The sequence below is a fragment of the Pseudoalteromonas sp. A3 genome (assembly GCF_025942345.1).
GTDB lineage: Bacteria > Pseudomonadota > Gammaproteobacteria > Enterobacterales > Alteromonadaceae > Pseudoalteromonas > Pseudoalteromonas atlantica.
Genome location: NZ_JAPCKL010000001.1, coordinates 581,585 through 607,174, shown reverse-complemented (window position 1 = coordinate 607,174; position 25,590 = coordinate 581,585). Strand labels below are relative to the sequence as shown.

The 25,590-nt window shown below is 40.4% G+C and carries 21 protein-coding genes; 9 read left to right on the top strand and 12 right to left on the bottom strand.

Annotation, left to right across the window (positions count from 1 at the left end; genetic code table 11):
- Positions 1–3: 3 nt before the first annotated feature.
- From OIZ54_RS02700 to OIZ54_RS02670, 7 genes are all read right to left on the bottom strand, one after another.
- The gene (locus OIZ54_RS02700; RefSeq protein WP_264389630.1) at positions 4–690 is read right to left on the bottom strand and encodes a M15 family metallopeptidase; all 687 of its coding nucleotides are present in this window, start codon (positions 688–690) and stop codon (positions 4–6) included.
- Positions 690–1,820, bottom strand: coding sequence for a succinyl-diaminopimelate desuccinylase (gene dapE / locus OIZ54_RS02695; RefSeq protein WP_264389629.1), 1,131 nt, complete (start codon positions 1,818–1,820; stop codon positions 690–692). The genes OIZ54_RS02700 and dapE overlap by 1 nt, the downstream gene beginning before the upstream one ends.
- Positions 1,820–2,164 (bottom strand): ArsC family reductase, encoded by a 345-nt coding sequence (locus tag OIZ54_RS02690; protein WP_264389628.1) that lies wholly within the window; start codon positions 2,162–2,164, stop codon positions 1,820–1,822. Before OIZ54_RS02690 ends, dapE begins: the two co-directional genes overlap by 1 nt.
- A gap of 4 nt (positions 2,165–2,168) precedes the next feature.
- Positions 2,169–2,666, bottom strand: coding sequence for a PTS glucose transporter subunit IIA (locus tag OIZ54_RS02685; protein ID WP_054982398.1), 498 nt, complete (start codon positions 2,664–2,666; stop codon positions 2,169–2,171).
- Positions 2,667–3,056, bottom strand: a complete 390-nt coding sequence (locus OIZ54_RS02680) for an ACT domain-containing protein (protein ID WP_004587776.1) — start codon at positions 3,054–3,056, stop codon at positions 2,667–2,669.
- A 226-nt stretch (positions 3,057–3,282) separates the two neighbouring features.
- Positions 3,283–5,442: a phosphate acetyltransferase gene (gene pta / locus OIZ54_RS02675; protein ID WP_264389627.1), complete on the bottom strand. Its 2,160-nt coding sequence runs from the start codon at positions 5,440–5,442 to the stop codon at positions 3,283–3,285.
- A gap of 2 nt (positions 5,443–5,444) precedes the next feature.
- Positions 5,445–6,659: an acetate kinase gene (locus OIZ54_RS02670; protein WP_248461694.1), complete on the bottom strand. Its 1,215-nt coding sequence runs from the start codon at positions 6,657–6,659 to the stop codon at positions 5,445–5,447.
- A gap of 300 nt (positions 6,660–6,959) precedes the next feature.
- Here OIZ54_RS02670 and yfbV point away from each other — a divergent pair, with 300 nt between their 5' ends.
- Positions 6,960–7,406 carry a terminus macrodomain insulation protein YfbV gene (gene yfbV, locus OIZ54_RS02665; protein WP_264389685.1) on the top strand — a complete coding sequence of 149 codons (447 nt, stop codon included), beginning with the start codon at positions 6,960–6,962 and terminating at the stop codon, positions 7,404–7,406.
- A gap of 132 nt (positions 7,407–7,538) precedes the next feature.
- Here the strand turns inward: yfbV and OIZ54_RS02660 are convergent, their stop codons facing one another.
- From OIZ54_RS02660 to xthA, 3 genes are read right to left on the bottom strand one after another with little or no spacing between them, the layout of a single operon-like run.
- Positions 7,539–8,339, bottom strand: a complete 801-nt coding sequence (locus OIZ54_RS02660; RefSeq protein ID WP_264389626.1) for a putative RNA methyltransferase — start codon at positions 8,337–8,339, stop codon at positions 7,539–7,541.
- Positions 8,336–8,983, bottom strand: a complete 648-nt coding sequence (locus tag OIZ54_RS02655; RefSeq protein WP_024034028.1) for an energy-coupling factor ABC transporter permease — start codon at positions 8,981–8,983, stop codon at positions 8,336–8,338. Before OIZ54_RS02655 ends, OIZ54_RS02660 begins: the two co-directional genes overlap by 4 nt.
- Positions 8,984–8,988: 5 nt before the next feature.
- The gene (gene xthA, locus OIZ54_RS02650) at positions 8,989–9,795 is read right to left on the bottom strand and encodes an exodeoxyribonuclease III (RefSeq protein WP_096041844.1); all 807 of its coding nucleotides are present in this window, start codon (positions 9,793–9,795) and stop codon (positions 8,989–8,991) included.
- A gap of 241 nt (positions 9,796–10,036) precedes the next feature.
- On the opposite strand from xthA, the gene OIZ54_RS02645 reads away from it, so the two are divergent.
- The 4 genes from OIZ54_RS02645 to rluB all read left to right on the top strand — a co-directional run bounded on the left by OIZ54_RS02645 (position 10,037) and on the right by rluB (position 12,819).
- The gene (locus tag OIZ54_RS02645) at positions 10,037–10,468 is read left to right on the top strand and encodes an exonuclease III (protein ID WP_264389625.1); all 432 of its coding nucleotides are present in this window, start codon (positions 10,037–10,039) and stop codon (positions 10,466–10,468) included.
- A 221-nt stretch (positions 10,469–10,689) separates the two neighbouring features.
- The gene (locus OIZ54_RS02640; protein ID WP_004587784.1) at positions 10,690–11,211 is read left to right on the top strand and encodes an EF-hand domain-containing protein; all 522 of its coding nucleotides are present in this window, start codon (positions 10,690–10,692) and stop codon (positions 11,209–11,211) included.
- 151 nt (positions 11,212–11,362) lie between these two features.
- The gene (gene scpB, locus OIZ54_RS02635; protein ID WP_264389624.1) at positions 11,363–11,953 is read left to right on the top strand and encodes an SMC-Scp complex subunit ScpB; all 591 of its coding nucleotides are present in this window, start codon (positions 11,363–11,365) and stop codon (positions 11,951–11,953) included.
- The gene (gene rluB / locus OIZ54_RS02630) at positions 11,950–12,819 is read left to right on the top strand and encodes a 23S rRNA pseudouridine(2605) synthase RluB (protein WP_004587786.1); all 870 of its coding nucleotides are present in this window, start codon (positions 11,950–11,952) and stop codon (positions 12,817–12,819) included. The genes scpB and rluB overlap by 4 nt, the downstream gene beginning before the upstream one ends.
- 228 nt (positions 12,820–13,047) lie before the next feature.
- On the opposite strand, the gene OIZ54_RS02625 is transcribed toward rluB, so the two are convergent.
- Complete coding sequence (locus OIZ54_RS02625; protein WP_004587787.1) at positions 13,048–13,794, bottom strand: YciK family oxidoreductase; 747 nt, start codon at positions 13,792–13,794, stop codon at positions 13,048–13,050.
- A 227-nt stretch (positions 13,795–14,021) separates the two neighbouring features.
- Between OIZ54_RS02625 and OIZ54_RS02620 the strand changes: the two genes are divergently transcribed.
- Together OIZ54_RS02620 and sohB are read left to right on the top strand one after the other, a co-directional pair.
- Positions 14,022–16,451, top strand: coding sequence for a VolA/Pla-1 family phospholipase (locus OIZ54_RS02620; RefSeq protein WP_264389623.1), 2,430 nt, complete (start codon positions 14,022–14,024; stop codon positions 16,449–16,451).
- A gap of 100 nt (positions 16,452–16,551) precedes the next feature.
- Positions 16,552–17,568 carry a protease SohB gene (sohB, locus tag OIZ54_RS02615; protein WP_264389622.1) on the top strand — a complete coding sequence of 339 codons (1,017 nt, stop codon included), beginning with the start codon at positions 16,552–16,554 and terminating at the stop codon, positions 17,566–17,568.
- A 61-nt stretch (positions 17,569–17,629) separates the two neighbouring features.
- On the opposite strand, the gene OIZ54_RS02610 is transcribed toward sohB, so the two are convergent.
- On the bottom strand, positions 17,630–18,961 hold the full coding sequence (locus OIZ54_RS02610) for a dicarboxylate/amino acid:cation symporter (RefSeq protein ID WP_004587790.1): 1,332 nt from the start codon (positions 18,959–18,961) through the stop codon (positions 17,630–17,632).
- Between the two features lie 189 nt (positions 18,962–19,150).
- On the opposite strand from OIZ54_RS02610, the gene OIZ54_RS02605 reads away from it, so the two are divergent.
- A complete protein-coding gene (locus tag OIZ54_RS02605) occupies positions 19,151–22,576 on the top strand; it encodes a hypothetical protein (protein ID WP_264389619.1) in 3,426 nt (1,141 codons plus the stop codon).
- 258 nt (positions 22,577–22,834) lie between these two features.
- Positions 22,835–25,531, top strand: a complete 2,697-nt coding sequence (gene topA, locus OIZ54_RS02600; protein WP_004587792.1) for a type I DNA topoisomerase — start codon at positions 22,835–22,837, stop codon at positions 25,529–25,531.
- Positions 25,532–25,590: the final 59 nt, after the last annotated feature.

Sequence of the window (25,590 nt, the reverse complement as noted above, 5' to 3'; positions counted from 1 at the left end):
CTATTAAGGCGGGCTTACATTTGTTATAAAACGTTTATATAGCGCGGGTAAATTATCTAAAATAGCTGACTTACCCTCTAAATCGCTGTTGCTTATACATTCGTAAAGCATCGCTTCGCTCAATGTGTTTACTAACCGCTGAGATTGCTTAATATGGCTAATATGCCAAAGTTCAGGTGCTACGCCGCCTAAATCCTGTTTGTAGGGGCGATAAAAACCATATTTAGCTAGATTTTTATCAAGCCACTGGCTGAGTGGCGCAAATGGACCACCATGTTGGTATTCATCAGGGGTAAGTTGCAGCTTATAGTCATCGTTAATTGCAGCGGTATCATACACATCAAGGTCGGTACCTAAATGATGCCGACTAGCCCCTGGCAAGGCAGAGTAGAGCATAATAGCCGTGCATTTTTCCAGCTCATTTAGTTGGCTTAAATCCACTATCTGTTGCTGTTTATTAAAAACAGGGCGTATACCTAAAAACTTGTTATTCCAAATCATGGCTTGGCGATTAAAATCGCGAAAACTTGAGGCAATAGTCAACTCAAAACCTGCATTTTTAGCGCCATTTTGCAGGGCTAAAAAGTCATCAATAATATCAGTATGTAACCGATGCGATTGAATCTCAGTGAGATGTGTATCACTTTGTCCAGTGATACACATTGCTAATGTATTGGTATCGAGTGCCATTAGGTTAACAATTGCTCTAAAATTTGCTCGTAAATATCAGCTAAAGCGATTAAATCATCGGTGCTTACACATTCATCTACTTTATGAATAGTGGCGTTGCGGGGGCCTAGTTCAATCACTTTTGCGCCTGTTTGCGCTATAAAGCGCCCATCTGACGTACCCCCGGTGGTTTCGAGGTTAGTGGTTAACCCCGTGACAGATTTAATCGCATTTACGGTGGCATCAACTAACGGGCCATGCTCGGTAATAAACGGCAAGCCATTTACTATCCAGCTTAATTCGTAGTTTAAGTCATGCGTTTGTAAAATAGCATTAACCCGTTCTTGTAGTTGCTGATGAGTTACTTCGGTACTAAATCTAAAATTAAATTGCACCTCAAGCTCGCCTGGTATGACATTACCGGCTCCCGTGCCACCCTTTATATTTGATACCTGGAAGCTGGTTGCGGGGAAAAATTCATTGCCGTTGTCCCACACTGTTTGGCTAAGTTCAGTAATGGCGGGGGCAGCTAAATGAATTGGGTTTTGTGCTAAGTGGGGGTAGGCTACATGGCCTTGCACACCTTTTACTTTTAAAAAGCCAGTAAGGGAGCCACGACGGCCATTTTTCACTACATCACCGAGTTCATCTCGCGATGAAGGCTCACCCACTAAGCACATATCAATTTTTTCGCCGCGTGCTTCAAGCGTGTCTATTACTTTGGTTGTGCCGTTGATAAAGGGGCCTTCTTCATCAGAGGTAATTAAAAATGAGATAGAGCCTTTGTGATCAGGGTTTTTAGCTACAAAGCGCTCAGTAGCAACAAGCATTGCTGCCAGGGAACCTTTCATATCAGCTGCGCCTCGGCCATGCAGCAAACCATCTTCAATTAAGCCTGAAAATGGCGGGTGCTGCCAGTTTTGTGCAGGGCCTGTAGGGACAACATCGGTATGGCCTGCAAAACAAAAGTGTGGCGACTCGTTTCCTTTTCGGGCCCATGTATTGAGTGTATCGGTAAAAAACAACGACTCGATATTAAAGCCTAGGGCTTTTAAACGCTCGTTCATCATTGATTGGCAACCCGCATCTTCAGGGGTTACCGACTCGCGCTGAATAAGCGCTTGTGCAAGTGCAAGTACTTCATGTGTCATTATTTAAATATCTCATCGTATTGCGCAGCTTTAAAGCCTAAGTGGTAGCTGTTGTTATTAACAAGCACTGGGCGCTTGATCATAGCTGGTTGCTCTACAAGTAATGTTATAGCATTGTCTTTGCTTAGGTTTTGCTTTTGCTCATCACAGAGTGCACGATAGGTTGTGCCACGCTTATTAACTAATTGCTCCCAGTCAATATGCTCAGCAAATTCGCTTACAAGCTGCTCGTTTACACCGTCTTTTCGGTAATCGTGAAAGGTAAAATCTATGTTGTTGTCGGCGAGGTATTTTTTGGCTTTTTTAATGGTGTCGCAATTACTAATGCCGTAAAGAGTGATCATAGGTTTAGTTCTTCTTAATAATAGTTAAAAGGGGGTCTACACCCGCATTTACGTGCGTGTGTGAATAATGAAAAGTGCCTAAGTTATGGCCATTTAATAGCACCAAGCTGGCCAGTAAGGGCGATTTAAGTTCGCGTAAATCAAAGTAAGCTAAGCGCTGCCCTTTGCTTATTTTGCTGCCATTTAGCTGTGCAATATGTGTGTGTGTAATAGGCTGCTGCGCCGGTAGTGACAAGTTAATGAGAACCTTTAAACCGTTATTTGCTTGGAGAATAAATTCACATCCTGCATTTTTAACCTGCACTAAAGTGCCATCAAAGGGCGCTAAAATTTTATGATTACTTAATGCAACCAACATAGTTGGCCCAAGGGTAGAAAATTTAAAAAAGGGCTCAGGGTGTTGGTTTAAATCAATGACTTTGCCGCTAAAAGGGCTGGTAATTTTTAATGCGCTGGCGGGGAGCTTATTTTGCGCTAAAAACTTGATAGAGGCTGCTCTCATTTATTGATCTACTACTAAATTGTAGCCATCGTTTTTAAGTGCAGTGATGGCTTGCTGCGCAGTGTGTTTTTTTACCAAAATATAATCTGTGTCGTAGGTTGAAATAGAAAAAATAGAAATATTAGCCTTTGCAAGCACGCCAGATATATTGGCCATAATCCCCGTTAAAGAAAACCCCAACGGCCCAACCACTTCAAGTGCTTGCCAATCAGGCTCTGTATCTAAACACTCAATAGCAAAATGACTAGGGCAAACAATAGAAAGCTCATCGTGAGTTTTAGAAATAAAAAATAGGGGTAATTTTAATAGCGCTACAGGAATGTCTGCATCCACTTCTAAACTATGAATTGACAACAGCGTGCTGTGTAATTGTAATGTTTGTTTTGACATTAATAACCTGCAAACAGCGTATAGAGTCAGTTAATAGTATAGATTATTGGCTTTAAATTAAAGGTGTAACAGCCACTAAAATAAAGGCTGTGTGACTGTGGGTAATAAGGATTTAAAACTTACCCACAATTTCTGTGGATAAGTATGGGAATTGGTAGGTATAAATAGCCTAACTAACTAATTAATAAGTAAATATTAGCTAGGCTATAAAAAGCACTAGTTTGATTTAGGCGTTTTCGAGCGCTTCAACTTGAGCTGCTTGAATAGCCGTAAGTGCAATGGTATACACTATGTCATCGACTAATGCGCCACGGCTTAAATCGTTAACGGGCTTTCGCATACCTTGTAGCATAGGCCCTATGCTGATTAGATCGGCACTACGTTGTACGGCTTTGTAGGTTGTGTTACCGGTATTAAGGTCTGGGAAAATAAATACCGTAGCTTTACCGGCTACTGGGCTATTTGGTGCTTTTTTAAGAGCAACATTTTCCATAATCGCAGCGTCGTATTGCAATGGCCCATCAATAATTAAATCTGGACGTTTTTGTTGAGCAATTTGAGTGGCTTCACGCACTTTTTCAACGTCGGCGCCAGAGCCAGAAGTACCTGTGCTGTAGCTTATCATGGCAACACGTGGCTCTATGCCAAACGCGGCTGCAGAATCGGCTGACTGAATAGCGATATCTGCTAATTGTTCTGCATTAGGGTCGGGGTTAATTGCACAGTCGCCATATACCAGTACTTGGTCAGGCAGCAGCATAAAAAACACAGACGATACAAGTGATGACCCTGGAGCGGTTTTAATTAACTGCAGCGGTGGGCGAATTGTATTGGCTGTTGTGTTAACAGCGCCAGATACTAAGCCATCGACTTTACCTTGCTCAAGCATCATAGTGCCCAGTACAACATTATCTTGTAATTGCTCTTGTGCTACGACTTCTGTTAAGCCTTTGCTTTTACGAATTTCGACCATAGGTGCAACATAGTCGTTAATCACCGATTTTGGCTCAACAATACTTACATGTTCGTTAAGCTCAATACCTTGTTGCTCGGCAATACGCATTATTTCATCGCGATCGCCAAGTAATACTGTTTTGGCAATACCACGTTGTCCACAAATAGCCGCGGCTTTAATAGTACGCGGCTCATTTCCTTCAGGAAGTACCACTGTTTTAGCTGCTTTACGGGCTTTATCTGTAAGTAAATAACGAAACGCAGGAGGAGAGAGCTTACGTGTTCTACCAACATTTTTTGCAAGCGTATCGAGCCAATCAGAATCGATATATTCTGCGTTGTGATCTTTTACTTTTTCAATACGTTGGTCATCATCGCTTGGTACTTCCATATTAAAATTATGCAGTAGTAATGATGTACGCCAAGTATCGGCCTCTGTGGCTAAAATAGGCAAGCCTGTTTGCATTGCTTGTTCACACAGCGCCATTATACGCGGCTCTGGTTCAAAACCACCGGTAAGTAAAATAGCACCAATTTTAGTGCCGTTCATGGCCGACAAACACGCAGCGACTAAAATATCTGAACGGTCGCCTGGGGTGACTAATAATGCGCCCGGTGTAAAGTGGTTCAAAATGTTTGATACGGTACGCGCACAAAATGTAATACGGCGTAAGCGACGGTGTAGCATGTCGCCTTCGTTAATTATGGTGGCTTTTAAATACGCGCTTAAATCTTTAACGCGCGGCGCAACTAAATCAAAGTCCCACGGGATGGCGCCTAACAGCATAAATGGGTTTTTTCTAAAAATAGGTAAAGAAGCTAAACGGTTTAATTCGTTATCGAGCTCTTCTGCTTTGTATGAATCGACCAAATCAGCGCGGGCGCGGCCTTCTTCATCAAGCGGGGCATTCACTTTGTTAAAAATACAGCCTAAAACCCGCGGGTGATCAATGCCACCATAATACCCAGCAGCAATTTCTAAACGGTCTTCAATTTGCGTAATGGTGTAATTACCAGGGGTTAATACAAATACAATATCGGCACCCAGAGTTTGGGCTATTTCGCGGTTTACACGCCCAGCATAAGGTTGGCGGCGAGTAGGCACCATACCTTCAATAATAGCCACTTCGTCATCGTTAATTTTACTTTCAAAGCGCTCTACTATTTCTTCAAGTAAATCATCGCCCTTACCATCGCCAATCATTTGCTCTGCATAGCTTAATGCAAAGGGAGTTGGTGGGGTAATTGATGAGCCTTGCATAATAATTTGAGTTGATTTTTCAGGGCCTGTTTCACCCGTACGTGGCTGGGCAATTGGCTTGAAAAAGTTAACTTTCACGGTTTTTTGCTCAAGCGCACGCACTAACCCGACAGAAACAGATGTTAAACCAACACCCGTAGAAACCGGAATTAACATAATACGACGTGCCATAATTAAAGCTCCTTCACAATGTTAGCGGCATCAAGGGCTATTACCCATTCTTCATTAGTTGGCATTACAACCGCTTTAGTGATCGCGTTGTCAGAGCTAATAATGCCCTCATTACCAAATCGCGCATCTAAGTTGGCTTGTTTATCGCAATCTAGGCCTAAAAACGCCAGTTGTGTGATTACTTTTTCGCGGATAATATCTGAGTTTTCGCCTATACCACCGGTAAAAATAAGCGCATCTAATTGCTGTAATGGCACCATGTAGGCGGCAATTTGTTTAGCAAGGCGGTAGCAAAAAATGTCAAGTGCAAGGGCGGCTTTTTCATGGCCAGCTACAGCGGCTTCTTCTATGGTTCTGCAGTCGTTAGACAGCTCACTAATACCTAACAAACCACTTTCTTTATTAAGTAAGTTGTCGATTTGTTTTGCATCGTAATTAAGTTGTGTTGTTAAAAAGTTAAATAAACCAGGGTCGATATCACCACTGCGGGTGCCCATTACTAACCCAGCAAGCGGGGTTAAGCCCATGCTAGTATCTACACTTTTACCGCCTTTAATTGCACACACAGAACAACCATTACCTAAATGCGCACTAATAAAATTGCTTTGCTCAACAGGCTTATTAATTAATTTAGCGGTTTGGCCTGCTACATAATAGTGGCTTGTGCCGTGCATACCGTAACGGCGAACACCGTGCTCTGTGTATAGCTTGTAAGGGAGTGCATATAAATAGGCTACTTTATCCATGGTTTGATGAAATGCAGTGTCAAAAACAGCAACCTGTGGCAAACCAGCAAACGAAGCCTGCGCTGATGAAATACCCAGTAAGTTTGCATGGCCATGTAAAGGGGCAAGGCTTGAAGCATCTGAAATACCCGCAATGACTTTTTCATCTACTAATGCAGATTGAGTAAAGTGCTCACCACCGTGAACAACACGATGGCCTACGGCAATTAAATGCTCATCTAAGTGGTGATCTTTAATTAGGCTCACAAGCGTATTAATTGCTTCACCATGCGCTTGATTAGCAGCTAAGGTGATAACGGTTTTATTACCTTGGTATTTATATTTGATAGATGGATTTTCTGAACCTAGGCGTTCAGCTAAGCCCGAAATAATTTCATGCCCGTTATCAGCATCAATAATGGCAAATTTTAAACTCGAACTACCACAGTTTAATACTAAAACGTGTTGTGATTTAGAGGGCGTAGTTGGCATAGATACAGTTTCCATAAACAATAAATTTAGTAAGTGTACGTTAAGATATGAACAATACACTTAAGGTGCAAATTAAAGGTAAACTTAGCCACCATATAGGTGATAAAAAAGCGACTAAAGTCTAATTTATAAGATGAGTATTTTAACCCAGTTAATAAATTTAGTTTAGTGTTTAGTTGCTTATATATACAAAAACAATAACTTTTACTGCTAAAGTGTGAAGCTATTTATTTGTGTTACACTTACAGGCAGTGGCAAGCAGGCGCTACGGGTTTAAAAGTTTAGATGTGAGGAGTCATGATGCAAAAAAGTGTGATGTCACAATTACAAACGGGTAGGGCATATGCAAAAAAATGGCCTATGCGTAAAGAGTTAGCACCGTTGTTTAACGAATTTAAAGTAATTAAGGCAACCGAGCTGGCAATTACTGTAATGCCAATATTAGCCATGCTTACGTTATTTTTTCAGCTTAACTATTTAGGCCCCGATTTTTTACCGCAAGCGATTGCCAGTGCATTGTTTTTTTTATCGTTGCCGTTGCAAGGCTTGTTTTGGTTAGGTAAGCGAGCCGAAACACCATTAGAACCGAGCATGCAAAAATGGTACAACGAGTTATATACCAAAATGGTGGCAAATGGCTATCAAGCCCAAATAAGCGAAAACAAGCCCCGTTATATGGAGCTTGCACAATTATTAAAAGACATGTTTGATAAAATGGATAAAGCGTTTACTAAAGAGCAATTTTAGAGCGCGTTTACCTGTAAGTGTATGAGCAGAGCGCACGCTTTGCTCCATTTATTCATAACACTCCCTCTGGCATATGAGCTTACTCAATATAGCCGGGCAGTAACTTCCTCACTAACACTCGTTATTAAAACATCAATCGGCTTTACTAAACTCGGTAATGTAAAACGATAGGGTGACGCTTTGGGCGCCTTTTTCTTCAAGAGTTTGCCAATGTTCAGGTCTAAATTTCCACGCAAATGGTGTCATCATTATTAAATTTTTAATATCTGAAAAATTAAGCGTAACCTGCTCTGTAATGAGCTTTTGATCTGCTTTTATAAAGCCGCTTGGCGTGTCAATTTCAGTGTGTTTTGCTACATCTGCATAAATATATTCTTTAAGCTCTTTTAAATGCCATGGCCCTGGGCTTGCAACTACTAATGTGGCATTTGGCGCTGCTAAACGCGCCAGCTCTTGCTCAAACAAAGGCGCAAAAACACTAAGTAATACGTCAGCAGTGCCTGACTTAAAAGGCGTCTGGCTAATTGATGCAACGCTAAAATGACATTGTGGGTATCGCTTTGCTGCATATTTTACGGCTGATTTAGAAATATCAACGCCGTATACCTGCGCCTCTATTTTATCTGCAATGGCATGAGTATAAAATCCTTCGCCGCAGCCTAAATCTATTAGCACGTTTGGTTTGCGCTCACTAATTATATTACTTAATGCGTGCTGTAAAAATGCGTAAAAGCCTTGCTCTAAAAAAGCACGCCTTGCTTGTACCATTTCGAGCGAATCACCCGGTTCCTTTGAGTTTTTGTGTTGCACCGGTAGTAAATTTACATAGCCTTCTTTGGCAAAGTCGAAGGTGTGATTATTGTCACATCGAAGTGATGAATTATGTTTTAAAAGTGCGTGGTTACATAAAGGGCATTGGTATTGCAGACTCATGAGTCTAGGTAGTCCTTATCATAAAAAGTTTTGACCCAGTGTGGCCGATAAGTGATCAAAAGCGTAATGGCCATACCGTTAAGCATTGCCTCAGGAAACCAAATGATAGCACTTAGGTATACGTAATTATCTGCCAATTCTTGCCAATTATATTGCCCTATAAGCAAATAAAACAAAGCCCCTAAGCTTATTTTTAGACATGCAATAAAGCCTGCCAATATAAAAGAGCACACAAAAATATAAACAAAAAAGTGACGCGGTAAATACTGATAACTCATTATAAAGCCAAGGTAGCTTAATAATGTAGGAATAAATGCACCAAACAGTATTTGCATGGGCAAAAGATTAAGATCAATGTTTGCAAAAGCCGCCAATAGGGCACTAGCCAGCAGGCTACTTAAAATAGCAAGGCGCCACCCTAAAATTAGCGTTGCGGCAGTTACACCTAAAATGTGTAAATCAAGACCGCTTAAAATACCCGCTTTAATTTGCCATAACATGGCAAACACTAACGCACACGCAAGTACCCCTATTTGCCGTGCAGGCGTTTTATAAAGTGCTTTATAGGTATTTTTTTCTACGCTTATAAAGGTAATAATTAAAACAAGGGCCCAAAGTAGCCCTTGCATTTTAAGCGTTAACATAGCAATTATTTAAAGGTTGACCAAATTGGCGCATGGTCAGAGGGCTTTTCTATGCCGCGTAATTCGTAATCTATGCCGGTATCAATACATCGCTCGGCAAGGGCATGGGTAGCAAGTACAACATCAATGCGTAGGCCACGATTATCTACAAACCCTTTAGAGCGATAATCAAACCACGAGTATTTGTCGCTTGTATCAGGGTTTTGCTCTCTGAAGGTATCTTTAAAGCCCCAATTTAATAATTTAGCAAGCCATTCGCGCTCCTCTGGTTGAAACGAGCACTTACCTGTTTTAAGCCAGCGTTTAGCGTTTACTTCACCAATACCAATATCTAAATCGGTAGGCGAAATATTGATATCGCCCATAACGATAACATCTTCATCGGGCGTGTGGTTTGTTTCTAAATGGGTCATTAAATCTTTGTAAAACTGGCGCTTATAAGGGAATTTTGTTTCGTGATTTATATTATCGCCTTGTGGGAAATAACCATTCATTACCGTTAGGTCGCGGCCATTTTCTTGCTCAACTGTCACACTTATCATGCGTTTTTGTGCTTCTTCAGTGTCGCTGGCAAAACCTTTTAAGACCGATTTAGGCTCATTTTTGCATAACATTGCCACACCGTAGTGCGCTTTTTGACCATGAAAATAAACGTGGTAACCCATTTTTTGTACGTCCTCGAGAGGGAACGCCTCATCATGAACTTTAATTTCTTGCAAACCAATAATGTCTGGCTGGTGTTTATCTATAATTGCTTGTAACTGGTGTAAGCGAGCTCGCAGACCATTGATATTGAAAGAAATAACCTTCATAAAATTTACCTTTAATTAGACTCTGTTTTTATAACTAAATTGTATCAGTAAATAAGCCTACATAACATGATCGAAATGAGAAAATAGCTGCGCAAATGTTGATCAATTGGTGTGTAAAGTTTAAACATTGTAAATGCTTTATTAATTATTTAAATAAATAAAAAATTCAATTGATCTCGTGATTATTGAATATATAATGCGCAAAAATTACTTATTTAGTCGTTCAAATAGGATCTCTCTCATGAAAACACAATTACTTTTAGCTACTGCTTTATTAGCCTCTGCGTCTGTACCAGCAAAAAGCAACACTTACTTTAGCCAAGATAATAAACTTGAATCTAAATTATGTGTATTAAGTGCAAATGAAGGCTTTAGCGCAGCGCGTAAAGAAGCAGCACAACACGGTGTATACTTATCGCGTTTTTCTAAAAGTGTTTTATGTAATGGTCAAGATATTCGCGACATTGCTAAAAAAGTAACGTCTAACCAAGCTGCTGAATCAAAAGTTGAAGTGTTTGCAAAAGATGAACACCAAGAAACACAGTTATGTATCACAGCGTTAAAGCAAGGCCTTGCGCCTGTTCGCCAAAAAATTGGTAACTTAAACTCGTTAAAGTGTAACGGACAAAACGTAACTGAATTTGTAAAGCGTTACCAAAACGCAGCAATCTAATTGCGCGGTAACATGTAGATTAAAATAATGCCCAGTTTGTACTGGGTATTTTTTTGCAAAAATTACAAGGTATGCAGCAATCATTGCAAAGCTAAGTAATTGATTAATGTATATAAAACAAGCTAAATACACGTAACTTATTGATTGTTGGCGGCTTGTGCACTTTGGCATTGGACTTGTATTAGTTAAAGTGACATTTACTAACTACAAGGATACGTCTTATGAAAAAGTTAACACTCGCAACAACTATTTTAGCTTCTTTAAGTTTAGCCGCTTGTGCCTCAAACCAAGGCCTTGAAAAAATCGATAGCGATTTTGCAAGTTTAGATAACGACAGTGATGGTTATATTTCAAAAGTAGAAGCAGATGACGATAGCATCTGGGGCCACTTTTCAAATATTGATACCAATATGGATAACGAGATCAGTCGTAAAGAATTTAACACTTACATGCAGTTAAATACCGGTAAGGTAGCGACTGACAGCGAAGTAAGTGAGTCGGCATTTAAAGCTAAAATAGCTAAATTTGATAAAATCGAAAATGATTTTAGAAGTTTAGATAACGACAAAAATGGTTACATCTCAGTAGAAGAAGCTGACGATGATGATATTTCAAACCATTTTGGTTACATGGATGGCAACAATGATAAACGCATCAGTAAAGGTGAGTTTAAAGGCTACATTAGCAAATACGGTAAAGCCGTTGCTGAAGATGATGCACTAAAGCATTATAAAAACAGCTAATATTAGCTAAATACGCTACACATAAGAGCCAGCATTAATTGCTGGCTTTTTTGTGCATTTAATTTGTTTTAAAAGCAGATATATTTTCCCCCTTTTGCGATGTTCTGTCATAATAGATGGCTACGTATTTTAAAGGGCAAAGCAAAATATTATGGCGGGTCGTCGAATTAGTGATGAACAATTAATTGAGATCATTGAAGCGGCTATATTTGTCGCAGACAAACCTGTTAGCAAACGCCACTTAAAAGATACTGTACTTGCTGGTTTAGCTATTTCTATGTCACGAATTAGCACTGCCATAGATGCTATACATACCCACTACCAAACACGTGGCATCAAGCTAGTTGAAGTAGGCAGTGGCTATCGCTTTCAAGCGTGTAGTAGTTTAAGCCCTTGGCTTAGTAATTTATGGCAAGAACGGGCACCTAAGTACTCTCGCGCACTACTAGAAACATTGTCGTTAATTGCCTACAGGCAACCAATAACGCGTGGTGAAATAGAGCAAGTACGAGGTGTAACAACCGGATCAGCAATTATTAAAACCCTCCTTGAGCGAGAGTGGGTTAAAGTAGTAGGGCATAAAGAAGTACCTGGTAAACCAGCGCTTTATGCAACAACAAAATTATTTTTAGATTATTTTTCGTTAACCGGTCTAGATGAACTCCCTGCATTGCCAGCGCAACAGGAAAGTAAAATAAACCAGTTATTAAGTGATCCTTCTGTGAGAGAACCATCCGAATGAGTATTCAAGGTGAAAAGTTACAAAAAGTCCTAGCCCGTGCAGGGGTAGGCTCACGACGTGAAATGGAAAAATACATTGATGCAAACCGCGTTAGTGTTAATGGTAAAGTGGCTAAATTAGGTGACCGTGTTGAGGAAACAGACTTAATACGTGTTGATGGCCACAGCGTAAAAATTGAAGAAAAAGCCGACCGTATTTGTCGTGTAATTATGTACAACAAGCCAGAAGGGGAGTTAAGTACACGTAAAGACCCAGAAGGACGTCGTACTGTTTTTGACCGTTTACCACGCATAGACGGTGAGCGTTGGATTGCTGTTGGTCGACTAGATATTAACACGGCAGGTTTAATGTTATTTACCAATGATGGTGAGCTAGCGAACCGCTTAATGCACCCAAGTTATGAAGTTGAGCGTGAATATTCAGCCCGTGTATTTGGTGAAGTGACCAATGAAACCATTAAAAACCTAACGCGTGGCGTAGAGCTTGAAGATGGGCCGGCTAAGTTTTTAACGGTTAAATCTTTGGGTGGTGAAGGGATTAACCGTTGGTACAATGTAACGCTAAACGAAGGACGTAACCGCGAAGTTCGCCGCTTATGGCAATCGCAGGATGTAGAAGTATCGCGCCTTATTCGTATTCGTTATGGAAAATTAGAGCTAGATAAGCGCCTTCCCCAAGGTGGCTGGGCTGAACTTGATTTAGAAACCGTTAACTATTTACGTAAAACCGTTAAATTAGGCCGCGAAACACAAACTAAACTGTCGGTTATGCCTGAAAAACGCAAAGACAAGCGTGCTAAAATTAACCAAATTCGTAAAGCGGTTAAAAAGCATAACCAACGTGTTAAGCAAACTAAGCGTAAGTAATACCAATCCGTAATAATACTTAATCATTTTGCGGGGCTAAACGTGTCGCTACCGAGGTAAAAAAATGCTCATTTAGAACAGCTAAATAGCGAATTTTTTGCCAAGCGAACAACACGTTTTTCTAGCCTTAAAATAGATAATTTAATTAAGCGAATTGGTATAATTACCAAAAATTACCGACAAAAAAGCCGCAATGTATGCGGCTTTTTTTATAATTAAAAATGTAGTTTACTTTTTTTGTTGCGCATCGAGAGATTCACCGTTTACATCGCTCGAGTCATCACTCATTAAATATAAATACGTTGGCATTAAATCTTCTGGGGTAGCAAGCTTATCGCGATCCTCCCCTGGGTAGGCTGATGCGCGCATAGAGGTACGCGTTGCGCCAGGGTTTATACAATTTACACGGATATTGGTTTTACCTACTTCGCAGGCCCATGTTTGCATCATGCCTTCAACTGCAAATTTAGATATTGCATAAGGCCCCCAAAATTCGCGCCCTTTACGGCCAACGCTTGATGAAGTGAAAACAATAGAGGCATTTTCTGATTTACGCAGCACAGGGAATAGCGCTTTGGTGATCATTGCTTGCGCAGTAACATTCACTTTCATGATGTTTTCAAACGTAGAAGAGCAAAAGTGCTCAAGTGGCCCGAGCGAACCTAAAATACCGGCATTATTTAATAAGCCGTCTAATCGGCCAAATTGACTTTCGATTGTAGCTGCTAAATCGCGGTAGTTTTGTTTTGTTGCGCCTTTTAAGTCCATTGGCACAATAGCAGGCTGAGGGTAACCAGCATTGACAATCTCATCGTAAACGCATTCGAGCTTATTTGTTGTTTTACCAAGTAAAATAACTGTTGCGCCATGCTTTGCGTAGGTAATTGCTGCTACGCGGCCAATACCATCGCCGGCACCTGTAATTAAAATTACTTTATTTTGAAGTGCATTTGGAGTTGCTTGATAAGTTTGCATATAAATACCAATTTATAAAATTTTTTTGATTTTAACATAGCAAATCGTCAAGTAATCGAATTTATTGAAAATTTAGGTGGCGGAATTATAAACTTTACGTTAAGTTTAACTGGTCTAATGTCTCATTAATAAACTGATTACATTGTTTTAACTTTACTACACTGATTAAACACACTTACTTTGAACGAACACACTATAAAAATAAAGATATGTGCGGAGCCAAAAATATGAAAAAAATGCTACTCTCACTCTCGGTTACAGCTGCGTTAGCAGGTTGTGGCGGCGGAGAAACATTAGAAGATGTTAAAAACGATACTGCAACCATAATACCAAATGCCACGGTGACCTTTGACCCTGCGAATGGGGTTTTATCTGTCCCTAACGATTTATTAATGAGCGGCACTCAAGACGGCACAATTAATATTCCAGGTGAATTAGACGATGATAACGTCTCTGTGCCTCGCACTGCTTATGCAGATCCGCAATTAGCGCTAGGTGCGTTAGATGGCTGGTCATCGCAAGTGCCTTACAAAATTGATTTAACTTTCCCTACAGGCGTATCGCTTGATGAAACCTCTGCAGCGTCGCCTGGTACAGTAAGAATTTTTGAAGTGGTTATGGGCGCAAGCTTAACTGATGCAGAATGTGCTGTTGTTACAGCTGGTTCAGCGTGTAAATTGGTAGGTGAATTAACCTACGGCGTAGACTTTATTTCTCAAGCCTCTGGCGATGCAGTTGCTATTATCCCATTAAAACCTTTCACACCAGGAAGTTCTTACATAAATGTATTAACCACTGGATTAAAAGACTCTCAAGGGCGTTCTATTCAGCCTTCTTCTACTTACGCTTCTGTAAGTGAAGAAGCTCCATTGATTACTGATGCTCAGCTTGGTCTTCAAGCGGCAGTAAATAGCTATGAGAATGTGGTTGTAAGCTCAGGTGATATTACTAAAGATGATATTATTTTTTCTGCTGCTATGACCATTCAATCAGCAGGTCCTGTGCTTGGCACAATTAAAAACTTACTGGCAGCTAGCTTACAAAATGATGCATTACCAACACCAATGGTAAGTGTACCTGAACAAGCAATGGTAAATGTGCAGCAAGTATTTGCAGCTGCGGGTGTTAGCGTATCGGATGCGTTCTCTGGTGTGCAATATTTAAAAGGTAGCGTTATGTTATCTATGTATTTAGGCACCCCCACAGGCACTGAAATAAGCGATTTAAATGATACATATTGGCAAGGTATGTGTGACAACGCGGTAGCTGTTTTAGGTTACAAAGCTGCAGCAGGCGAGGCTTTCCCTGCAGAGCCAATTAGCGATAATGATGGGCTTTGTGCTGCGTTAAGTGACGGACAGTTACGTGATTTAGGTTTAGACACTACGCGCCATTTAACTAAGTATAACTCTATTCCTAAAGTGCAAAGCATGGCGAATGTGCCAGTGCAAATAACCAAACCTATTTTACCGGTTATTAATTTTATTCGTGATTCACAAGGTCTTGATCCAATTGAAATGCCAGAATCTGGTTGGCCAGTTGTTATTATGCAACACGGTATAACAACCGACAAAGAAAGCATGTTGGCACTCACTGCACAACTTTCAATTCAAGGTTTTGCCACAGCGGCGATTGACCATCCTCGCCATGGCGAGCGTGGTGTAGATGTTGATGCTGATGGGACAGATGACTTTAATGCGACGACGGGCTCAGTACTAAGTTACATGAACTTAAACTCATTATTAGTTGCTCGTGATAGCTTGCGTCAATCATCAGCAGATTTATTAGGCTTACGCTTAGGTTTAAACTTTATTAATGATGCGACAATTAACGCACAAGATGTAACCTATGTAGGGCATTCTTTAGGCTCTATTGTTGCACCTGCATTTATAGCTCAGGCTAATACTCCGCTTGCAGATACAGTTGACCCATTATTTAAGGTAAACACGGTAGCACTTGCCAGTGGCGGTGGCGGTATAGCAAGCTTTTTACTTGAATCGGCTGCGTTTGGGCCATTTATTCAAGGCTCTGTATTATCGCAAGCTGGTACAGCAGAATCGCAAGAGTTTAACGAGTTTTTACAAGCAGATGCTATTTCAAACTGTGGTACATTATTACCAGATATGGAAGCGTTTTTAACTTGTGGCTATCAGGCGTATGTAACCTCACTTACTACGGCAGGGGAAACTACAAAGCTTGCTAACATTCAAGCGGTAATGACCGAGTTTGCTTTTGCAGCGCAAACCGCACTTGATAGCGGAGACCCAACAAACTATGCAGCAGCGGTAAATGCATTAGGTACCCCTGTATACACTAATGTAGTTGTAGGCGATGGCGCAGATAACAAACCAGACCAAGTTATTCCGCCAGCGGCAGCAAATAACCCTATATCGGGCACAATTCCGTTAGCAACATTAATGGGGCTTGAAACAGTAAGCACTTCACAAGCACTAAGTGAAACCCCAGCGAGTTATTTGGTGAAATTTACAAAAGGGCACCATGGCTCAATTTTAACGCCAGCACAAGACGATGCTCAAGCGGCAACTGTTGAGGGCAGTGCAGCAGCAAACGCTGAAATGCAGCTCCAAGTAGCTACTTATTTAGCTGCACGCGGGCGTATGTTATTAGTCAGTAACCCAGAGGTTGTGACTGATTAATCAGCAAATACCTTATTAATCTTGAAAAGCCACTGTTTAGTGGCTTTTTTTTGTTATAAAGCATGATAAATTAGCTTAAATTTATAAATGGAGAGACCAGTTGGAATTTTTATACGAATACGGTTTGTTTTTTGCTAAAACGGTTACCTTTGTTATTGCTATTGCAATTATTTTAACCCTTATTGTGGGTTCAGCAGTAAAGCCTAAAGCTAAAAAAGGAGCTATAGAAATAGACGATTTGTCTGAGCAACTAGATGACTTAAAACACAGTTTTTTAGAGAATACTTTAACTAAAAAAGAGTTAAAGGCGCATCATAAAGCGCAAAAAGTCGAGTCTAAAAAAGCGGCAAATGATGAGCCGAAGCCACGCCTGTATATTATTGATTTTATAGGTAGTATGGACGCTCATGAAGTTGAAAGCCTACGCGAAGAAGTGACCGCAATTATTGCCATTGCTAATCCTGAGAAAGATAAAGTATTAGTTCGCTTAGAAAGTGGGGGCGGCGTGGTGCATGGCTATGGTTTAGCTGCATCGCAATTACAGCGTTTTAAAACTGCAGGTATTAAGCTTTCGGTTTCTATTGATAAAGTAGCAGCGAGTGGCGGTTACATGATGGCCTGTGTGGCCGATGAAATATTAGCGGCTCCTTTTGCTATTGTTGGCTCTATTGGTGTTATTGCACAAATACCTAACTTTAATAAAATTTTAAAGAAAAACGATGTAGAGTTTGAGCAAATTACAGCAGGCGAATTTAAACGTACGTTAACCTTGTTCGGCGAAAACACAGATAAAGCCCGCGAAAAGTTTCGTGATGAAATAGAGCAAACACATGGTTTGTTTAAAGAGTTTGTAAGCAGCCAACGGCCAACACTTAATATTGATAATGTGGCAACGGGCGAGCACTGGTTTGCAACACAAGCAATTGAAAAGGGCTTAGTTGATGTAATTAAAACCAGTGATGATGCGTTATTAGAGCAACAAGCTGAGCGTCAAATATACAAAGTAAAATACAAAATTAAGAAAGGATTAAGTGATAAGTTAGCAATTGGGCTTAGTAGCTCTGTAAATAAAGCAGGCGTTAATTTAATGTCGCGTTTTAAAGCAATGAACCCATAAAACGTTATTATAGGTAATAAAAAACCCTTGCTTAGCAAGGGTTTTTTATGGGCTTAAATAATTACTCAGTAGATTTGTGGTAATCTTCTAAGTCTTTAGCTGCGTTCGGGTCGTTAAATATTGTTTCATCTAATTGACCTTCTGATTTAGCGACCACACAAGTTACCATACAGTCACCCGTTATATTAACGGCTGTGCGCGTCATATCGAGTAATCTGTCAACACCAATAATAATTGCAATCCCTTCTACTGGTAAACCTACTTGGTTAAGTACCATTGCAAGCATAATTAAACCCACACCAGGCACACCCGCGGTGCCTACCGAGGCAAGCGTTGCGGTTAGAATAACCATTAAGTAATCAGAAATCGTTAAATCAACAGCAAACACTTGTGCAATAAATACTGTTGCCACGCCTTGCATAATGGCTGTGCCATCCATGTTAATGGTAGCGCCTAGCGGAATAGTAAAAGAGGCAACCGAGTTATTAGCGCCGAGTTTTTTGGTCGCAGTTTCAAGTGTAATAGGCATAGTCGCGCTTGAGCTTGAAGTGCTAAAACCAAATAAACACGCATGTTTCATTTTAGCTAAAAAGGTAAGCGGGTTAAGGCCTGTTAATACTTTTAAAATAATACTGTAATTAATAAACGCGTGAATTAATAACGCCGCCACTACTACAAGGAAGTACTTAGCCAGGCTGAGTATTAATCCCATTTCGATAGTGGTAAAAAGTTTAGCCATTAAAAAGAACACACCGTAAGGTGCAATGTTCATTAGTAGCGTTACTAGTTTTAAAATAACTGTGTTTAAATCTTCAAATACTGCGGCTACACGTTTACCGGCTTTGCCACTTAGCGCCATTGAAACCCCAAATAAAAGCGCAAACACAATAACTTGCAGCATGTTCCCTTTAGCCATTGCTTCGAATGGGTTAGTAGGGAACATATCGATAATCACTCGAGCTAAGGTAGGGGCTTCTTTAGCATTAAAGCTTGCATCTGATGGCAGTGCAATGCCTTGACCTGGGTTAAATAATAACGCCAGTGAAATAGCTACGGTAATTGCCACGGCAGTTGTAACTAAATATAAGCCAATCGATTTACCACCTAAGCGGCCTAATTTTTTAGGATCGCTTAAGCTACACGTACCACACACAAGCGATACAAATACCAGCGGCACAACCAACATTTTTAAGCTGGCAATAAAAATTTGTCCGCCAACATGGAAAAGGCCATCTACAAAAAAAGCTTTAATTGGCAAAGAGAATAACCCAAGAGGAATTAGATAATCGTCTTCACCAGCTAATATAGCCTGAAATAAAAAGCCTACTGCAATACCCAGTGCCATGCCAATCATGATACGGGTAGTTAAACTCATTGAACGTATTTTAGACATATTCCCTAATCTATTTTTTCAAATTTGCCATAGACTACCAGCAAGGAAATATTTACTACAGAAAAAAATAGCCTTTGCGGAATTATTTACATAAAAAAGTGACAAAAAACTGTGATATTAGACTAAGTTATAGGTTAATATTAGGTAAACAATTATATGAATAATAAATAGCTAACTAGGGAGAGGGCGATGCCTTTATTACGATGGCTAAGTATCTTGTTTATAAGCTCATTGGTAGCCGCTTGTGGCGGCGGTGGGTCGTTAGATAAAGATACATCCACTGGCGGAAGTGACGAAACAGAAGAGCTAAATTATGTAGTGTCTGTTCAAGGCTATAGTCAATCAAGTACAGATGAAGCGAATTCTGTTACAGCTGATGAACCGTTAACTATTTCGGCAATGCTCACTAATAGTGGGGCAGTTGTTGTTGGCGAAGTAGTCAATTTTAGTCTTAATGGTGACATCGGATCGCTAGATCCAGTTTCAGGCACGGTTTTAACCAACACTGATGGAGTAGCATCAATTACTCTGACGGCTGGCGACACTGCGGGGGCTGGTATTATTACCGCCACCTATATTAATGGTGAAGATACATACAGTGACTCCTTTGGTTTCACATCTGATGGCTCTGAGAGCGATGACTCCAGTGTGAATGGTACTATTGAACTTGATGTTTCAATTTTAGACAGTACTGGTTCACCATTTACAGCTGATAACCCCGTTAGCAAAGATAATAAAGGTACAGTTACTGCTACCTTGTTAGAAGAAGATGAACCTTTACAAGGCCAGCTAATTTCTTTTACAACTAATTACACTGGTAAAATCACACCTGTGTTAGGTACTGCATTAACAGACGCGAGTGGTCAAGCTTCCGTAACGCTCAGTAGCGGTGATTCAAAAGGTGCGGGTCAAGTCGTTGCTATCTATACGGATGAAAGCGGTAATAGCATCACTAAAGTTGCAGGCTTTATTTCAAATGGTGATGATGCACCTGTGGAAAGTGCTGAAGCAGAGCTTGATATCAAGTTATTACAAGGCTGTGCAAGTGATTGGGATGCTAATCGCAACACAACATCCCTCGAAGGCACCTATCTAGCATCTGGTTGTAATGTTGTAAATCAATTCTCTTCTGATGAACTTATTGACGTTATGATTAAAGTCACAGATACAAGTTCTGGTGATGGTATTGATGGCATTATAGCTGAGTTATCTACAGACCTTGGTGCCTTGTTACCAGAATCAGGTAAAGCACTAACAGATAACTTTGGTTTTGCAATTTTAAAATTACAGCCAGGGGCAAATAGTGGTGCTGGAGAAGTATCTGTTACTGCTAAATCAGTTACTGCTTCAAAAGCATTTGAAATCGCTACAGCAGAATTAAGTGTTGAAATTTCAAATGGTTTATATAATAAATTAGATGAAGCTGGCAATGTGATTGATAACGAATTTGTGCCACTAGCAGCTGGAGCTACAACGGTTATTTCAGTAAATATTTATGATACAAATGGAGATTTGTTTGTAACTCCACTAGATGTTGAATTTACATCTGGTTGTGTTGAATCTGATCTTGCGGTAATGGATGATACCGCAACGAGTATTAGTGGTATTGCAACAGCGACATACCGAAGTAATGGCTGTAACACATCACAAGGCGATACGGTTACAGCGACAGTGCTTACTGGTGGTACACCAAAAGTTGTTACAGTTAATGTACCTGTATCGGCTGCCGCAGTAAGCTCGATTGAATTTGTTGAAGCATCAGAAAATGTAATTGCACTAAAAGGGACTGGTGGAGTTTCTCGTAAAGAAATCAGCCAACTTACATTCAAATTAACAGATGAAATAGGTAATACTGCAAAGCAAAAGCGTTTAGATTTTCGTTTAAGCTCGACTAATGGTGGCATATCACTTTCTGAAGTTACAGATTCGACCGGTTATTCGCATGCTAGTGTTTCAACAGATTCTGAAGGCTTAGCACGTATTCAAGTGAACTCTGGTTTTGTTCCTCAGGCTGTGCGTGTGCAAGCTTGCTACATCCCAGATGAACTTATTCCAGCTGACCAAAACGACAATGTTACATGCTGGAAAGAACTTTATGATGAGTGTCTTCTTGATGACGCAGAGCGTGATGCCAATGTTTCATGCCCAACCGGAGAACTCTCACTAGTTTCATTAGATGAGCAAGTAATAACAGTATCTGATTTAGTTTCGATTAGTTCAGGTTTACCTGATGGCAATAGTTTCACCGCTGCACCAACTAACTTCAATATTGAAGCGTTAAATTATACCGGTGATATTGAAGACGTTAATGTTTATTTAGCTGATCATTTTAACAACCCTGTTCCTGATGGGACTTCGGTATACTTAACAACTGAAGGGGGTGCCATTGGTACCATTGATGGTACAGAATTTAATGCGCAGTTAGAGTGTAATACAGTCGACGGTCAGTGTGTTGCTCAATGGCGTTCACAAAACCCAAAACCATTCACAGATGCAAAATGGGGTAATACAATTAACAGTATTAACCCTAAAACTAATGAAATTAACTGTGATCTTTACTTTGGTTCTGCAGCACCTTGTATGGCCGGTATTTTAAATGCTGCTTTCAATGAAAATGGCGTCCCTCTTGGTGGTCGTGCAACAGTGCTTGTTACCGCTAAAGGTCAAGAATCGTTCATTGACATTAACGGAAATGGGCGTTTTGATACCAACGAATATTATAGTGGTTATGATCTAACAGAGGCATTTATCGATCACAATGAAAATGGTGTTTATGATGGCTTAGCGGGTATTTATGATCCTGTTACAGCGACAGTGATAAAAGCCGCTGATAACTGTCAAGAAGGCGATAGTGATGATCCATGTAGCCCAGAGAACACAAATGCTGGCCATTTTGAAGAAAACTGGGATATTGATCTCAATGGCATGCACACGCTAGCTGATGAAAAATACAATGGTTTAGTATGTAAAGCAGAAGCAACAACACCAACAGAAGGTGACACATTTGAAAGCCTTTGTACTAAAGAACTAGTTGATATTCGTGATTCTTTTGAAATCATTATGTCGGGTAGTACCGCATACAGTAGATTTGTGGTCACAAAAAGTGAGTTACGTAATCGCTTTGCTGAAGCATTAGAAGAAACAGTTATAGATGATCCTACAGTATTTACTGATAATGCTATGCAGCTCGCACAGGATATCGAAGAGTGTAATAATATCTATCGTCAAGCTGACACTCAGTCTGGCGCTATTATCTTGAGCTTAGAAGCAACCGATAACACAGATTACTGCGATGTAGGTTCTATCAACATTACTAGTACTGATTTGGGGAATCAGCTATCAGCATTAACTTTCGCTGTTTACTACTCTGATATATATAATAACCCCATGCCTGCAGGTACCAATGTAGCTATATCTGCTGATAATGGTGAGTACAGCGGTACAGACGGTTTTGATATTCGCAATTCAAGTGCAACTTTTGCATTTGGTGAAGCTCTATCAATTAGCCGTGAAGCAGAAGGAAATGATAAAACGGAAGGATTCTTAACCGTTGAGTTTACGACTGGTAAAGGCAATATTTCAACAGCTCAAATTGCAATAAGTGATGATGGTTAATATGTAGTCAATTGTTTAATTAAAAAAAAGCCAACCTTAAGGTTGGCTTTTTTATTTGTGTTCTATATATTCCACAGCAATTATTTAAAAACACCGGTTTGTATAATTTAACAACAAAAATTGTTTGTTTATTCAGTAAATACTGAAAAGTTTGTATTAAAAGCTTGTAACAATAGGTGTTTGTAGATATACCTATAAATATTCGCGCCGTTTATGTCGGCAAAACACATTTAAATATTTGGTTAGAAATAGGCAACTATGGGCAAATCGCTAGTAATTGTAGAGTCACCTGCTAAGGCTAAAACAATTAATAAATACTTAGGTAAAGACTTCATCGTAAAGTCCAGTATTGGACATGTGCGTGATTTACCTACTTCAGGTTCGAACAAAGCTAAAGTACCGGCGACTAAAACGCCAGCTGAAGTTCGTAAAATGGAGCCTGAAGAAAAGGCAGCGTATAAACAGCAACGAGATTACACTAACTTAGTTGCACGTATGGGTATTGATCCTGAAAAAGGGTGGGAGCCACATTACGAAATTTTGCCAGGTAAAGAGAAAGTAGTTCAAGAGTTAAAAAAGCTGGCCGAAAATGCAGACCAAGTTTATCTCGCAACGGATTTGGATAGAGAAGGGGAAGCAATTGCTTGGCACCTTCAAGAAATTATTGGTGGTGAGCCTGAAAAATATAAACGCGTTGTATTTAACGAAATTACAAAAAATGCGATTCAACAAGCGTTTGAAACACCTGGTGAACTAAATACCGACATGGTATATGCACAACAAACACGCCGCTTCTTAGACCGTGTAGTTGGCTTTATGGTATCGCCATTATTATGGGCTAAAGTAGCGCGCGGGCTTTCTGCTGGGCGTGTGCAATCGGTTGCGGTACGTTTATTAGTAGAGCGCGAACGTGAAATCAAAGCGTTTATTCCAGAAGAGTTTTGGGATATACACGCCGATGTTAAAAATACTGAGTCACAATTACGCTTAGAAGTCACCAAACAAGCAGACAAGCCATTTAAGCCGGTAAATGAGGCTCAGGCTACAGCCGCAGTTAAAAGCCTTGAGGCAGCCGAATATAAAGTAATAAGTGTTGAAGAAAAACCCAGCAAAAGCCGCCCAAGTGCGCCTTTTATTACTTCAACCATGCAACAAGCCGCCAGTACACGTTTAGGCTATGGCGTTAAAAAAACAATGATGCTTGCACAGCGCCTTTATGAAGGCGGTTACATTACTTATATGCGTACCGATTCAACTAATCTGTCAAAAGATGCAGTTGAAATGTGTCGTGATTATGTAACGCAAGAGTTTGGTGCAAAGTACTTACCTAAAGACCCAATTAGCTACAGCTCTAAAGGCAATGCACAAGAAGCGCACGAAGCGATCCGTCCTTCAAGTGTCACTGTACTTTCTGGGCATGTTGAAGGTGTTGATGCCGATGCCAAAAAACTGTACGAATTAATTTGGCGTCAGTTTGTTGCCTGTCAAATGGTACCTGCAGAGTACGACTTAACAACGCTTACTGTGGCCGCTGATGAGTTTCAACTAAAAGCAAAAGGGCGAGTGCTTCGCTTTGATGGTTGGACAAAAGTACAACCTGCGGTACGTAAAAAGAATGAAGAAGATCAATCGCTGCCAGCAGTAAAAGAAGGTGAAGTACTTAGTTTAATTGAGCTTGACCCTAAGCAGCATTTTACTAAACCGCCAGCGCGCTTTAGTGAAGCAAGTTTAGTAAAAGAGCTTGAAAAACGTGGTATTGGTCGTCCATCTACGTACGCATCAATTATTTCAACAATTCAAGACCGTGGTTATGTACGGGTAGAAAACCGTCGTTTTTTCGCTGAAAAAATGGGCGAAATAGTAACCGACCGTTTGGTTGAAAACTTCACTGATTTAATGAACTTTGATTTTACCGCAAAAATGGAAGGTCGTTTAGATGATATCGCCGAAGGCGAGCGTGTATGGACCCAAGTGCTTGATAAGTTTTATGCTGATTTTTCTACGCAATTAAACATAGCCAAAGATGAGCCAGAGCAAGGCGGAATGCGCCTTAATCAAATGGTCGAAACCGACATTGACTGCCCTACGTGTGGCAGAAAAATGGGTATTCGCACGGCATCAACGGGTGTTTTCTTAGGCTGTACAGGATATAACTTACCGCCTAAAGAGCGTTGTACAACCACTATGAACCTAGTATCAGGGGATGAAGCGGTTGCGGCAGATGTTGAGGACATTGAAACTGAAACATTAATGCAAATGAAGCGCTGTCCAATCTGTGAAACGGCTATGGACTCTTACCTAATAGACGAAACCCGTAAATTACATGTTTGTGGTAATAACCCGGCATGTGAAGGGTATATCGTTGAGCAAGGTACCTTTAAAATTAAAGGATACGATGGGCCTATTATCGAATGTGATAAATGTGGCTCAGACATGGAGCTTAAGTCGGGCCGCTTTGGTAAGTATTTTGGCTGTAACAACGAAGAGTGTAAAAATACGCGTAAGTTACTTAAAAACGGCGAAGCTGCGCCACCAAAAGAAGATCCTGTGCACATACCTGAGCTTGAATGTGAAAAGTCAGAAGCTTATTTTGTTTTACGTGACGGGGCTGCAGGTATTTTCTTGGCGGCTAACACTTTCCCTAAATCACGCGAGACGCGCGCGCCTAAAGTGGCTGAGCTAAAGCGTTTTAGAGAGCGTATTTCACCTAAGTTTTATTACTTAGCTGATGCGCCAGAAAAAGATCCTGATGGTAATTTAGCCGTAGTACGTTATAGCCGTAAAAATAAAGCGCAATACGTGATGACTGAAGTTGACGGAAAAGCCACAGGCTGGACCGCTCACTACGAAGCGGGTAAATGGGTAGAAGAAGCGAAGAAAAAAGCAGCGCCTAAAAAGAAAGCGGCTGCAAAAAAATCGCCAGCTAAACCTAAAGCAAAAAAAGAAGCTGAATAAACCTTAAAATTTATTTAGCCTAAGACAAATAAAAACCGGAATGCACAGCTTGTGTCATT

Bases quoted from the DNA above. Each gene is read 5' to 3' on its own strand.
- OIZ54_RS02700 (WP_264389630.1), bottom strand. From the start codon at position 690: ATGGCACTCGATACCAATACATTAGCAATGTGTATCACTGGACAAAGT.
- dapE (WP_264389629.1), bottom strand. From the start codon at position 1,820: ATGACACATGAAGTACTTGCACTTGCACAAGCGCTTATTCAGCGCGAG.
- OIZ54_RS02690 (WP_264389628.1), bottom strand. From the start codon at position 2,164: ATGATCACTCTTTACGGCATTAGTAATTGCGACACCATTAAAAAAGCC.
- OIZ54_RS02685 (WP_054982398.1), bottom strand. From the start codon at position 2,666: ATGAGAGCAGCCTCTATCAAGTTTTTAGCGCAAAATAAGCTCCCCGCC.
- OIZ54_RS02680 (WP_004587776.1), bottom strand. From the start codon at position 3,056: ATGTCAAAACAAACATTACAATTACACAGCACGCTGTTGTCAATTCAT.
- pta (WP_264389627.1), bottom strand. From the start codon at position 5,442: ATGGCACGTCGTATTATGTTAATTCCGGTTTCTACGGGTGTTGGTTTA.
- OIZ54_RS02670 (WP_248461694.1), bottom strand. From the start codon at position 6,659: ATGCCAACTACGCCCTCTAAATCACAACACGTTTTAGTATTAAACTGT.
- yfbV (WP_264389685.1), top strand. From the start codon at position 6,960: ATGCAAAAAAGTGTGATGTCACAATTACAAACGGGTAGGGCATATGCA.
- OIZ54_RS02660 (WP_264389626.1), bottom strand. From the start codon at position 8,339: ATGAGTCTGCAATACCAATGCCCTTTATGTAACCACGCACTTTTAAAA.
- OIZ54_RS02655 (WP_024034028.1), bottom strand. From the start codon at position 8,983: ATGTTAACGCTTAAAATGCAAGGGCTACTTTGGGCCCTTGTTTTAATT.
- xthA (WP_096041844.1), bottom strand. From the start codon at position 9,795: ATGAAGGTTATTTCTTTCAATATCAATGGTCTGCGAGCTCGCTTACAC.
- OIZ54_RS02645 (WP_264389625.1), top strand. From the start codon at position 10,037: ATGAAAACACAATTACTTTTAGCTACTGCTTTATTAGCCTCTGCGTCT.
- OIZ54_RS02640 (WP_004587784.1), top strand. From the start codon at position 10,690: ATGAAAAAGTTAACACTCGCAACAACTATTTTAGCTTCTTTAAGTTTA.
- scpB (WP_264389624.1), top strand. From the start codon at position 11,363: ATGGCGGGTCGTCGAATTAGTGATGAACAATTAATTGAGATCATTGAA.
- rluB (WP_004587786.1), top strand. From the start codon at position 11,950: ATGAGTATTCAAGGTGAAAAGTTACAAAAAGTCCTAGCCCGTGCAGGG.
- OIZ54_RS02625 (WP_004587787.1), bottom strand. From the start codon at position 13,794: ATGCAAACTTATCAAGCAACTCCAAATGCACTTCAAAATAAAGTAATT.
- OIZ54_RS02620 (WP_264389623.1), top strand. From the start codon at position 14,022: ATGAAAAAAATGCTACTCTCACTCTCGGTTACAGCTGCGTTAGCAGGT.
- OIZ54_RS02610 (WP_004587790.1), bottom strand. From the start codon at position 18,961: ATGTCTAAAATACGTTCAATGAGTTTAACTACCCGTATCATGATTGGC.
- OIZ54_RS02605 (WP_264389619.1), top strand. From the start codon at position 19,151: ATGCCTTTATTACGATGGCTAAGTATCTTGTTTATAAGCTCATTGGTA.
- topA (WP_004587792.1), top strand. From the start codon at position 22,835: ATGGGCAAATCGCTAGTAATTGTAGAGTCACCTGCTAAGGCTAAAACA.